Source organism: Streptococcus sp. FSL E2-3488, assembly GCF_038003585.1.
Classification (GTDB): Bacteria; Bacillota; Bacilli; order Lactobacillales; family Streptococcaceae; genus Streptococcus; species Streptococcus thermophilus.
Genome location: NZ_JBBOPL010000001.1, coordinates 730,215 through 742,360, shown reverse-complemented (window position 1 = coordinate 742,360; position 12,146 = coordinate 730,215). Strand labels below are relative to the sequence as shown.

At 39.0% G+C, this 12,146-nt stretch carries 9 protein-coding genes and 2 pseudogenes; 3 read left to right on the top strand and 8 right to left on the bottom strand.

Annotated features, from left to right (window positions below; all coding sequences use genetic code 11):
• Positions 1–206 precede the first annotated feature (206 nt).
• Positions 207–1,172 carry a CdaR family protein gene (locus MHH90_RS03875; RefSeq protein ID WP_002951082.1) on the bottom strand — a complete coding sequence of 322 codons (966 nt, stop codon included), beginning with the start codon at positions 1,170–1,172 and terminating at the stop codon, positions 207–209.
• Positions 1,169–2,020: a diadenylate cyclase CdaA gene (gene cdaA / locus MHH90_RS03870; RefSeq protein ID WP_002951083.1), complete on the bottom strand. Its 852-nt coding sequence runs from the start codon at positions 2,018–2,020 to the stop codon at positions 1,169–1,171. Before cdaA ends, MHH90_RS03875 begins: the two co-directional genes overlap by 4 nt.
• A gap of 101 nt (positions 2,021–2,121) precedes the next feature.
• Here cdaA and murT point away from each other — a divergent pair, with 101 nt between their 5' ends.
• Positions 2,122–3,465, top strand: a complete 1,344-nt coding sequence (gene murT, locus MHH90_RS03865) for a lipid II isoglutaminyl synthase subunit MurT (protein WP_064355965.1) — start codon at positions 2,122–2,124, stop codon at positions 3,463–3,465.
• Positions 3,465–4,253 carry a lipid II isoglutaminyl synthase subunit GatD gene (gene gatD, locus MHH90_RS03860; protein ID WP_011226159.1) on the top strand — a complete coding sequence of 263 codons (789 nt, stop codon included), beginning with the start codon at positions 3,465–3,467 and terminating at the stop codon, positions 4,251–4,253. The genes murT and gatD overlap by 1 nt, the downstream gene beginning before the upstream one ends.
• A gap of 50 nt (positions 4,254–4,303) precedes the next feature.
• Here gatD and mprF read toward each other — a convergent pair whose 3' ends face one another.
• From mprF to udk, 5 genes and pseudogenes are all read right to left on the bottom strand, one after another.
• Positions 4,304–6,859 (bottom strand): bifunctional lysylphosphatidylglycerol flippase/synthetase MprF, encoded by a 2,556-nt coding sequence (mprF, locus tag MHH90_RS03855; RefSeq protein ID WP_084828898.1) that lies wholly within the window; start codon positions 6,857–6,859, stop codon positions 4,304–4,306.
• Positions 6,856–7,575 (bottom strand): alpha/beta fold hydrolase, encoded by a 720-nt coding sequence (locus MHH90_RS03850; protein WP_064355969.1) that lies wholly within the window; start codon positions 7,573–7,575, stop codon positions 6,856–6,858. Before MHH90_RS03850 ends, mprF begins: the two co-directional genes overlap by 4 nt.
• Before the next feature lie 187 nt (positions 7,576–7,762).
• Positions 7,763–8,011: pseudogene (locus MHH90_RS10210) on the bottom strand (YiaA/YiaB family inner membrane protein).
• Positions 8,012–8,100: 89 nt separating this feature from the next.
• Positions 8,101–10,020, bottom strand: a complete 1,920-nt coding sequence (locus tag MHH90_RS03845) for an ABC-F family ATP-binding cassette domain-containing protein (RefSeq protein ID WP_084826024.1) — start codon at positions 10,018–10,020, stop codon at positions 8,101–8,103.
• 36 nt (positions 10,021–10,056) lie between these two features.
• Complete coding sequence (gene udk, locus MHH90_RS03840; protein ID WP_002946476.1) at positions 10,057–10,692, bottom strand: uridine kinase; 636 nt, start codon at positions 10,690–10,692, stop codon at positions 10,057–10,059.
• Positions 10,693–10,789: 97 nt separating this feature from the next.
• Here udk and MHH90_RS03835 point away from each other — a divergent pair, with 97 nt between their 5' ends.
• Positions 10,790–11,872, top strand: a complete 1,083-nt coding sequence (locus MHH90_RS03835; RefSeq protein WP_084828899.1) for a DEAD/DEAH box helicase — start codon at positions 10,790–10,792, stop codon at positions 11,870–11,872.
• A 57-nt stretch (positions 11,873–11,929) separates the two neighbouring features.
• Here MHH90_RS03835 and MHH90_RS03830 read toward each other — a convergent pair.
• Positions 11,930–12,081, bottom strand: a pseudogene (locus MHH90_RS03830) (ATP-grasp domain-containing protein); the annotation flags it as partial.
• Positions 12,082–12,146: the final 65 nt, after the last annotated feature.

Below are 12,146 nucleotides of genomic sequence, written 5' to 3'. Positions count from 1 at the left end.
CCTGTGCACTAAATCCTCCTTAAACTTTGATGCCATTAGCAAGAGTCAATCTAATCTAGTGAACCTATCTAGATAATCTAGCTGTATAAGATTGCACCAATATGTTCAACCCTTGTTTTAAAATATTATTAATTGGTTACATTATTATGAGACTATTCCTCTCAACCCAATCTATTATATCTCAATTTGATGAAAATGTAACTCCCTCACTTTTGCGTGACTTTCAAGTTAACCTTCACAGTACTTGGCTGCACTGTAACACCTTCTGCTTTTAGCTCTAAGGTTTTCGATGTATCTTTAGTTACTTGGCTAATGTCTACAGGGACTGTGATGCTATCAATTTTATCCATGGCTTCTTGACTACCAACAATGGTCACATGACCACGATCAAAACTATAACTGATACTAGACACATTGCTAGCCTTATCGCCAGTCAACTCTAGCTTAACTGGAACTGATTTACTCAATTTTCTCAAACTAATCTTGGCATGAACCTTAGCTGGGGAAATTGAACTAGCTAAAATCGTTCCATTAGACGAAACTGCTTGAAGAACCAAGTTACCATCATAATCATCAGACAAGTTGTCATCGCCTTCCAAGACTGCTTGAACGTGATCAATTTGATTGATGATATCCTCACTTGAGGTCACCTCTACCTTGGTTTCATCCAAGCTAACCTTTTTCACTTCATAGCCATTAGCCAACTTATCCGGTGTGATATTTGCAACTACATCAAATGTCTTACTAGCTTTTTTACCTATGGTTGCTGTCAAGGTCGATGGTGATACTTGGGCAGACATTCCATCCGGTAAATTCTTAACCTGAATAGGAACATGACTTGTCCCTGGGCCAAAATTTGATAAATCTGCAACCAACTTAAAATGACGTGTGTCACTTGTTGTTTCAGTTGTCAAGGCTAATTGTGTCGTCGCTGTTAGATAGACCTCAGCATCATAGGAATAGCCACTGATAAAGTACTTATCACTATCGTATTTGATATCCACAGGTACCGACTCAACGGTTTTCGTGAAAGTATTGGATGCAATTGAGCTATTATTTTTATTTTGCGTATTCCCCGACCATGCTGTGAAAAAGAGTGTGACAGCAAGGAAGAGGGCAACTACCATCTGCCACAAGCGATCATTTGTGAAAAATCTTACTAGACGCTTCATTTTTCACCACCTCCAATCCAACGTTGAAAGAATAACTGACGTGGTTCCTGCTCTTTCAACAAGATAAGACTTAACTCATGTTCAAATTCTTGAACTGAGAGGTCGTGCAAAAAATTGCCCTTGTACGCAATGGAAATCGCACCCGTTTCCTCAGAGACAACAAAGGTTAGTGCATCTGTTTGTTCCGAAAGACCAATAGCAGCCCTGTGTCTTGTCCCAAATTCTTTGGAAATCTTATTAGACTCTGATAATGGCAGATAAGAACAAGCTGTTGTAACCTTATTATCTCTTATAATTACTGCACCATCATGAAGCGGCGTATTTGGTATGAAGATATTTATTAGAAGTTCCCCAGTCACCACTGCATCTAGCGGAATCCCTGTCGCAATCTGTTCTTGTAAAGTCTGAGTTTGTTCAATAGAAACCAAGGCTCCAATCTTACGCGGGCTCATATACTTGACGGCCTTGACAAAAGCCTGAACCAATTTCTCATCTGAACTGACCTCTTTATTTTGCAAAAAATGCTGAGGTGTCCGTCCAAATGTCTCAAGTGCCGAACGAAGCTCTGGCGCAAAAATAACGACTGCTGCAATAGCACCATAATTGATGACTTGATTCATCAAATAAGAAATCGTCGTGAATCCAATAAAATCAGAGATAATCTTTACAAAAATAAATAAGACTACCCCTTGGACTAGGGTCATGATTTTTGTTCCTCTCAGAGCCCTAATAAACCGATAAATTAAAAAAGCAACAATCAATATGTCCAAACTATTGACAAGAACCCTCAGCGGACTATCAAAAAGTGACCGCCAAAAATCAACGTCAATGGACGAAAGTAATCCCATACTCATCACACTTTCTTTTAATTTTTTAACAGTTTCTATTATACCATGAATTCAAACTATTTTGAGGCTACAATCACTACTTTTTATGATAAAATAAAACCATGACTATAAAAACTACTATGGGTATCTTGGCAGGTAAAGCTAGTCACTTTGTTCTCTCAAAATTGGGACGTGGCTCAACCCTCCCAGGAAAAATCGCCCTTAAATTTGATAAAGATATTTTAGACACACTAGCTAAAGATTATGAAATCGTCGTTGTCACTGGTACCAACGGTAAGACTCTGACAACCGCTTTGACAGTCGGTATTCTAAAAGAAGCTTACGGTGAAATTGTAACTAATCCTAGTGGAGCCAACATGATCACTGGGATTACTTCCACCTTTCTAACTGCTAAAAGAGCTAAATCTGGTAAGAAAATCGCTGTCTTAGAGATTGATGAAGCTAGCCTTCCAAAAATCACTGAGTATATCACTCCAAGTCTTTTTGTCTTCACAAATATTTTCCGTGACCAAATGGACCGTTACGGTGAAATTTACACCACTTATCAGATGATTTTAGATGGTGCTGCTAAGGCGCCAGCGGCAACTATTTTGGCTAACGGGGACAGTCCTCTTTTTAATTCTAAAGAGCTAGTCAATCCCGTACGTTTCTACGGTTTTGACACTGAAAAACATGCGCCAGAGCTTACACACTATAATACTGAAGGAATTGTGTGTCCTAAGTGCGAGAGCATTCTTCAGTATCACCTTAATACTTACGCTAACTTGGGTGACTATGTGTGCCTTAACTGTGACTTCCACCGTCCAGAATTAGATTATAAGCTAACGCAGCTGACAAAAATCACCAACACCACTTCTGAATTTATCATTGACGGTCAAGATTACAAGATTAACGTTGGGGGGCTCTACAACATCTATAATGCCCTTGCTGCCGTTTCTGTCGCTGAATTCTTCGGCGTTGTGCCAGAGCAAATCAAAGCTGGTTTTGATAAGAGTCGTGCTGTCTTTGGACGCCAAGAAACCTTTAAAATTGGTGATAAATCATGTACTCTCGTACTGATTAAGAATCCAGTTGGAGCTAGCCAAGCTCTGGATATGATTAAACTTGCAGACTATCCATTTAGCTTGTCAGTCCTTCTTAATGCCAACTATGCTGATAGTATTGACACCAGCTGGATTTGGGATGCCAACTTTGAAAGCATTCTCGATATGGATATTCCTGAAATTAATGCTGGTGGTGTCCGTCACTCTGAAATTGCCCGTCGTCTGCGTGTAACTGGCTATCCAGAGGACAAAATTACACAAGCAGAAAAACTCGAAGATATTATGACCCTAATTGAAAAGCAAGACTGCGACCACGCCTATATCTTAGCGACCTATACTGCCATGCTTGAATTCCGTGATATTCTGGCCCAACGTCATGCTGTCGGAAAGGGGATGAACTAATGACTTATACTTCTCTCAAATCGCCAGAAAATCGTGACTACACCTATATCCTAAATGTTGCCCACCTTTACGGTAATCTTCTCAATACTTATGGTGACAATGGCAATGTCCTTATGATGAAATACGTGGGGGAAAAGCTTGGTGCTAAGATGACCTTCGATATCGTTTCAGTTGGCGACGACTTCGACAAGGAGCTCTACGACATAGTCTTCTTTGGAGGTGGTCAAGACTACGAACAATCCATCGTTGCCAAAGATCTCCCGTCAAAACGTGACGCTATTGATCAATACATTCAAGATAACAAAGTCATCTTAGCGATTTGTGGTGGTTTCCAACTTCTCGGACAATATTACATCCAAGCCAACGGTGTCCGCATTGATGGTATCGGTGTTATGGGCCACTATACCCTTAATCAGGAAAATAACCGCTACATCGGTGACATCAAGATTCATAACGAAGAATTCAATGAAACCTATTATGGTTTTGAAAATCACCAAGGTCGCACCTTCCTTTCCGATGATCAAAAACCACTTGGTAAAGTGGTCTACGGTAATGGTAATAACAAGGAAGATGGTACTGAAGGTGTCCACTATAAAAACGTTTATGGTAGCTACTTCCATGGTCCGATTCTTTCTCGTAATGCTAACCTTGCTTACCGCTTAGTAACAACTGCCCTTCGTAACAAATATGGTCAGGATATTCAATTACCAAGTTATGATGACATACTCTCAAGCGAGATAGCTGAAGAGTATGCAGATACTAAATCAAAAGCTGAATTCGAGAAATAATTCTTTTAAACAAAAAAGTGAACCCTGGAGGGTCACTTTTTTTGTCGTATTTACTTCCAAAGACGTCTTTTCTTCATTTTATCTTCAATTTTACGATTATCAATCCTGAAAATAGCAATCATATCAAACAAAAGCCAGGTTCTTTTTGGATAGACAATGTATTTTGGAGACCAAATTGGAGAGAATTTTTCTTTGTAACGTTGCAATCCACTAAAAGAGTAAAAACGCTGAGCAAAAACATAAACTAAATTGGCAACCTTTTCCTCCATGAAACTATCTTCTTCAGTACCTACGTTAGCTAGGGGAGCCATCCCCATATCAAAGTATTGCTTGCCTTCTGCTTTGAAGTATTGGAAGAGTTTGACAAAAAGGTAGTCCATGACGCCTTCAGGAGCCTTTTTAAAGTCATAACGCATAAGATCAATGGTTGCCACCCGTTTATTTTGGGTTGGCATGATATTAGCGAAGGCCACAATTTCTCCTTCTTTACTCTCAACGATAGCAATCGGTGCTTGTTGTAAATAGGCTTCATCAAAGAAACCAAGAGAGAAACCTTTCTCCTTACGACCGTTAAGCCATATATCTGAGACTGCCTTCATTTCCTGCATCTGAGTCTCCGAAAATGGAGGATTAAGTAATTTAAACTGGAAGCCTGCTTTTTCCACACGATTGGTTGGTTTACGGAACTTCTTACCATGCTTACCATCAATAGAATATGTCGTCAAATCAACCATGGCATTTTCTCCAAATTTCATGAAGTCAAAGCCATAATCATGAAGCATAAGGGTCACTCTCTCATCCGCCTCATAAAATAAAGCCTGTAAATTCCAATCAGATAAGTTTTTCAAGAAAGCTTCCCAAGCCGGACGATAATATTTTTCATTACCAATAGGATTGCCCATAATCACACACTTGTTACTGATTTGTGCAAATTGAAAAACTACCTGATCTTGTCCATCGACACGATACCAAAAGAGGCGTTTATCATGTAAATAAGCTAGAGCACTTTCTGATGCGCCCCCATATTTCTCAAGAAGTGCTGTAAAACGCTCATTATCCATGCTTTGACCAAAATGCTTACGAGGTGCCAAAACTCTCAGTACAAGCCAAACAATGGTTGCAATGATTACCGATGCCAGTAAAATATCAAACCAAATATGAACAAAATGTCCAAGAATATCTCGGTTCCTAGGTGGTAACAAATGAGACCAAAAACCACTACCACCCAGAACAAGGAGAACCAAAATGGTAAAGGCTAAAAAAAGGAAATCCTTGGTTTTGTCTTCCCAGCTATAAACAAAGTAGTGACGATTCAATCTTTTCCTTATAAGTAACATAAGTATCATGGAAAGCACAATCATGAAAGACATGGTCCAGGAAGTACCATTGAGATTGACGTAAATCAAAGTCAAGACGAAGGTAAGCAAGGATACAATAAAAGCTCCCTTAACGCGTCGCCTGATGAGGCGAGCCATGAAAACAAAGAGGGTTCCAAATAAAATACTTGGAAACTGCCAGATCAACTGTTCCTGAATAGGATCGAAACGGCTAATAAAGTAAACATTTGCCAAGCTTTCTGGGATTAGGGCAGATAAAATCAAGAAGATTCCTAAAAAACGTAACAAATAAACAAGGATAAGATGGAAACTTCCACCAAATACTCGTGAAGGAATATTGAAGTATTTATCATTGATGTGACCTCCCATGTGTTTGAAAAAGAAGACAACACCTAATAAAAATGGAATGATGTAGTAGGTTAGACGAAAGAGCAAAAGTAGACTGACCGCAAGAGCATTGCTGACACCCATAGACGTCAGACCACTAATCACAATCAAATCAAAACTACCAATCCCACCTGGAATCATGGAAAAGATACCAATGATAACCGCTAGAAAATATAGGGGAATCAGATTATAAAGAGGAACATGTAGACCCATTAAATAAGCCACACTCAGAAAACTCACAAGAGCTGTGCCCCATTCAGCAGTCGATACTAAAATAAGGCTTAGTCTCGTTTTCAAAGGGACTTGCCCAAAATAAGGCAATTTTTCGCAACTTGAGACAAAGAAAATAAAAGGTAGGTATAAAAAGATTCCTAGTAAAAGTAACCAATATTTTCTCAAGTCAGGACTTAGAGGGAAAAACCAAAAGGTGGCAAACACCAAGCCACTTAGGAGCGACAAGCCCGACATGAAGTAAGGCAATAAACGTGATAGTGCCTTAACACCAGACTTTTCATGCCCATCTTCAGAATAAAAGGAATACCTCAATCCCACGTCAACTAAACCGGCAAAACCAGCCAAGTTATTAATGGTATTGACAGCCCAACTCGTTTCTAGTATATAGGATTTGGAATAATCCGTCTCTAGCTCCTTATTCAAAATAAGGTCATAAAAGAGCATGGGTAACACAGCAACTAAGCCTATCACTACCATCAAAGCAAGATGCCAAATTGACAGACCTGATAAAGCTGACTCCAGCGATTCTAAAGTGATCGTTCGTTTTAAACGAATCAACTCTACAACAACAAGAACCGCAATAGAAATAAAGAAGACAGATTTAACGGCAGTTTTTAAAGGTTGAAGTCTCTCTATAAGTCGCTTCATGCCACCACCTCTTTTTGACTAATTCTAACTAACTCACGGATCATTTGATTAAAAACCTTGTATTTTTCTTGGGCTAAACGGTGTCCTTGTCGACGCTCGACATAGAGCTTATGAATTGGAAAGAGGTCCGAAATCTCCCTTGAATGACTAATACTAATGACATCTCTTTGTCCCATAACTACCCAAACAGGATAGGATGCCTGATGTAGTCGTTCCCTATCCAGCGGCAAATCATGTAGCATGAGCTCCGTTACCTGAGCCAAGATGTCCATTTTAGATGAAAATGGTGATAAGGCTTTTAGGCAATAATACTTTATATAAACCAGACATCTTGAACGTCTGGTCAATCCTTTAAAAGTCATATTCCCCGCATTAAGCAAGAGCCCTGCAATCCGGTCAGGAAAGCGACTGGCATAAACCATAGCTAGATTAGCCCCATCACTGTGACCAACAAACAGAGCCTTTTTGATATTTAAAAATTGCAAAATCTCCTCCAAATCGGCAGCCATCTGTTCAAAGGTCATCTTAGCACTCTGACGACTGGATCTGCCCTGATTACGACTATCAATGAAAATTAAACGATAGTCTCGATATAGAATTCCTTGCTTACCAAAGTAGTTTCCTGATGAATTATTGCCATGCAAGAAGACAATTGGAAATCCTTTACCGAGGTCACGATAATAGATGATTTGACCATCTTTCACTTTAAATTCCATAATATTACCTACCTTTTCACTAACGTATTCTTATACGATGATTAGTCTTATAAGGCATTAGGTCCGATACCATAAAACAAAGTGCTCAGACCCTCTCATTCCATTATAACACTTCTATTTAGCAAAACTCAGAATATTAGTACATTTTCTGCAAAAAAGAAAAAGCCTTTTCAGACTTCTCCTATTATTAATAAGTTTTTGGGGCAATGAGTTTGTTATAGTTTTCCCCATCTTTTGGTTATCACGGACAAGCTTAGATACCATAAATGAAGATAAAATCAAACCAACACATCCCATAAGATAGTACCTCTTAACCATCAACGGCTCTTTACTCTTTAATAGTATAGAGGCTTACCAACATCGAGATTACAAAGAGGGCAAATGATCCCCGTGTCATCATCTTGAAAGATCTCGTATTACGATACACTTTGTTCATAAATCTAGTCTCCTTTTATATACTAAGACTAGTATGACAACAATAAAATACTTGTACAAATTGAAATACGAAAAGGTTTCCATGTTTGTTTAACTTTCCAACTGTTCCGAAAGATCACTCCACTCTTCCATCAGAGCCTCTTGATTGACTGATAAGTCGTCTAGTTCTTTCTGCAAGTCAGACAATTCCACCACATCATTGGTTTCAAGCATGGCAATAGAGATTTTTCCCAAGCGTTCTTCGACGGTTTCTAATTCATTTTCGATTTGCTCAATACGTCGGCTCAGTTTACGGATCTCTTTTTGACTAGCTTTTTGAGCTTGATAATCACTAGCACCCGCTGAAGCTACTTGGGTCTCCTCTGGACCTTGATTTTCTTCCGCTTCAAGTCGTGCTAATTCTTCAAGCTCCGCCTTCTTTTCAAGATAGTAATCGTAATCTCCAAGATAAATAGTTGCTCCATCCTCAGAGATTTCCATCACTTTTGTTGCCACACGGTTGATAAAGTAACGATCGTGGCTGACAAAGAGAAGTGTTCCATCAAAGTCAATAAGAGCATTTTCCAATACTTCCTTACTATCAATATCCAAGTGGTTGGTTGGCTCATCCAGGATTAGAAAGTTATTATTTTCCATTGACAATTTGGCTAGGAGCAGACGAGCTTTCTCACCACCAGAAAGCATGGAAACTGACTTTTTGACATCATCACCTGAGAAGAGAAAAGCTCCCAGACGGTTACGAATCTTAACTTCAGGAGTTGTCGGAAAATCATTCCACAACTCATCAAGTACAGTGTTTGATGGTGTCAAGGCTGATTGTGTTTGGTCATAATAACCCACTTCAACATTCGCACCGTAGGTTGATGATCCCTTGATAAATGGCAATTTACCTACTACCGACTTAATAAAGGTTGTTTTCCCGATTCCATTTGGACCCACAATGGCGATAGCATCCATTTTTTTAACATCCAGAGAAATAGGCTCCGAGAGAATCTCATTATCGTAACCAATAGCAGCATTCCTAACTGTCAAGACCACATTCCCAGATACCTTGTCCACATGAAAAGTCATATTAGCAGACTTCTGGCCTTCTGTTGGCTTATCTAGGCGTTCAATTTTCTCCAGCTGTTTGCGACGGGCCTGAGCACGTTTGGTTGTAGAGGCACGAACAATATTACGATTAACAAAGTCCTCCAGCTTAGCAATTTCCTTTTGTTGCTTTTCGAAATTCTTGGCTTCGGTGGCCAACTTCTCAGCTTTTAAGTCCATGAATTTTGAATAGTTCCCGATATAACGATCTAAACTATGTTTGGTCAAATCTAGGGTTACTGTCGCCACCTTATCCAAGAAATAACGGTCGTGACTGACAATGATTAGAGCTCCCTGATAATTGACTAAGTAATTCTCCAACCAAGTGATAGTCTCAATATCCAAGTGGTTGGTCGGTTCGTCCAGTACCAAAAGCTCAGGCTTCTCTAGAAGCATTTTAGCCAAGGCCAAACGGGTATTTTGGCCACCAGAGAGATCTGAAATAGGCATCCCCCACATGCTTTCATCAAACTTAAAACCATTGAGAATAGCTCTGATGTCAGATTCATAGGTAAAACCACCGCGCTGTCTGAAATCCTCGGAAAGTCTATCATAGTCTATCATTAGCTTATTCAAGTCTTCCCCAGTTAACTCAGCCATCTTCATTTCCATGTCACGCAGACGTTTTTCATCTGCACGTAGGTCTGAAAAGACATTCAACATTTCCTCATAGATGGTATTACTAGACTCAAAACGACTGTCCTGAGCTAAGTAAGAAAGGTTCAAATCACGTTTTGTGTTGATTTCACCACTTGTCGGTGCTTCCTCTCCAATCAAAATTTTCAACAAGGTTGATTTTCCAGCACCGTTGCGCCCAACCAAAGCAATACGATCACGTTCATCCACCTGAATATTAATATTATCAAAGAGCACATCTCCTGAGAAAGAGCGCTCAATTTTATTTCCTTGTAAAATAATCATAACGCTTTAATTATACCAAAAAAGCCAAGCTCCTGCTTAGGCTTTCTTACTTTCTTCTAAAATGCTAGCTACCTTAGTATTAATCAAATCTATAGCAACAGTATTTGAAACACCTTCAGGAATCACCACATCCGCATAGCGTTTGGTTGGCTCAATAAACTGATGATACATAGGTTTGACCACACTGTTATACTGATCGATAATACTATCTAAGCTACGACCACGTTCTTCCATATCACGCTTAATACGGCGGATAATACGGATGTCATCATCAGTATCTACAAAGAGCTTTATATCCATCAAATCACGCAAACGTTTATCTTCAAGTACCAAAATCCCTTCAACGATAAAAACATCCTGAGGTTCCTGACGATAGGTCTTGTTACTACGAGTGTGTTGCGTGTAATCATAAATCGGAATATCTACTGGACGCCCAGCAATCAGCTCATTGATATGCTCAATCATAAGATCTGTATCAAAGGCAAAAGGATGGTCATAGTTAGTTGATACACGCTCTTCGAAAGTCAAATGTGACTGATCCTTATAATAAGAATCATGCTCAATCATGGCAATTTTCTCATCTGGAAAATTGGATAGAATGGCACGAGAAACACTGGTCTTACCACCACCAGAGCCACCCGTAACCCCAATAATAATCGGTTTTTTAGGCATGATAGATTCCTATCTAATATAGTCTTTCGTATCTATTCTACACTAAATCATGATATAATAAAAGCAAATCCATATAGAAAATGAGACTTTTATATTTATGTTTAAAAACTTTCCTGAACAATGGCAAAACCTCCTTAAAGAAAAAGGAATCACGACAGAAACTGCCATTCAAAAAGAACTATTTACACCAATTACTGAAGGGGAGAATATCTTAGGTATCAGTCCAACTGGGACAGGTAAGACCCTAGCCTACCTTTTCCCACTTCTTCTCTCTCTTAAGCCCAAAAAAGCTCAGCAACTGCTTATCCTAGCACCTAACTCTGAACTTGCTGGACAAATTTTTGATGTAACCAAACAATGGGCTGAACCTCTAGGAATCACTGCCCAACTCTTCCTTTCTGGCTCTAGTCAAAAACGCCAAATTGAACGTCTGAAAAAAGGACCAGAGATTCTTATTGGAACTCCAGGTCGTGTCTTTGAGTTGATTAAACTCAAAAAAATCAAAATGATGAACGTCAATACCATTGTTCTCGATGAATTTGACGATCTTCTCAGTGATAGCCAATATCACTTCGTAACAAAAATCAGCCACCATGTCCCTCGTAACCACCAAATGATTTACATTTCAGCAACCAACAAAATTGATAGTCAAGATTTTTTCGAAAATACTATCGTTTATGACCTATCTAATCAGGAACTAGACACCATCAAACATTATTACATCAGCGTTGATAAACGTAATCGTGTCGAACTTCTTCGTAAGTTCTCCAATATCCCTAATTTCCGTGGTCTTGTCTTTTTCAATAGCCTTTCTGATCTTGGTGCTACTGAAGAACGTCTCCAATTTAACGAAGCTTCAGCTGTATCCCTAGCTAGTGACATTAACGTCAAATTCCGTAAGGTTATTCTAGAAAAATTTAAAAATCACGAGATCTCACTCTTATTAGGGACTGATCTCTTAGCACGAGGTATTGATATTGAAAACCTTGAAGTAGTCATCAACTTTGATATTCCTCGAGACCGTGAAGCCTACACTCACCGTTCAGGACGTACTGGCCGTATGGGAAATGAAGGTAGGGTGATTAGCTTGGTATCACATCCAGAAGATCTCAAAAAGCTTAAAAAATTCGCTAAAGTTTCAGAAATAGTTCTTAAAAATCAAGAAATTCACGAAAAATAAAATATGACAAAAGCACTTCAGAATCAACTGAAGTGCTTTTAACATATACAAATTAAGCTTTTTACCAAAGTTCTCAATCATTTGTTCCATTTCCTCACGACTTGGTGTTGTCAACATATAGAGGAAGTCACCTTGCAACTCTGCAAAGGCAGCTGGCATGATTTTCTTATTTTTGAGTTGTTACGATACTTGTCGAAAAGTTCTTCCTCTATACCAGATTCTTACAGAAAAAGAGCCTTATAACTAAGGCCCTCTTTACTTTTTATAATTATTG

Excerpts from the sequence above, each read along its gene's own strand:
- MHH90_RS03875 (WP_002951082.1), bottom strand. The coding sequence starts at position 1,172 with ATGAAGCGTCTAGTAAGATTTTTCACAAATGATCGCTTGTGGCAGATG.
- cdaA (WP_002951083.1), bottom strand. The coding sequence starts at position 2,020 with ATGGGATTACTTTCGTCCATTGACGTTGATTTTTGGCGGTCACTTTTT.
- murT (WP_064355965.1), top strand. The coding sequence starts at position 2,122 with ATGACTATAAAAACTACTATGGGTATCTTGGCAGGTAAAGCTAGTCAC.
- gatD (WP_011226159.1), top strand. The coding sequence starts at position 3,465 with ATGACTTATACTTCTCTCAAATCGCCAGAAAATCGTGACTACACCTAT.
- mprF (WP_084828898.1), bottom strand. The coding sequence starts at position 6,859 with ATGAAGCGACTTATAGAGAGACTTCAACCTTTAAAAACTGCCGTTAAA.
- MHH90_RS03850 (WP_064355969.1), bottom strand. The coding sequence starts at position 7,575 with ATGGAATTTAAAGTGAAAGATGGTCAAATCATCTATTATCGTGACCTC.
- MHH90_RS03845 (WP_084826024.1), bottom strand. The coding sequence starts at position 10,020 with ATGATTATTTTACAAGGAAATAAAATTGAGCGCTCTTTCTCAGGAGAT.
- udk (WP_002946476.1), bottom strand. The coding sequence starts at position 10,692 with ATGCCTAAAAAACCGATTATTATTGGGGTTACGGGTGGCTCTGGTGGT.
- MHH90_RS03835 (WP_084828899.1), top strand. The coding sequence starts at position 10,790 with ATGTTTAAAAACTTTCCTGAACAATGGCAAAACCTCCTTAAAGAAAAA.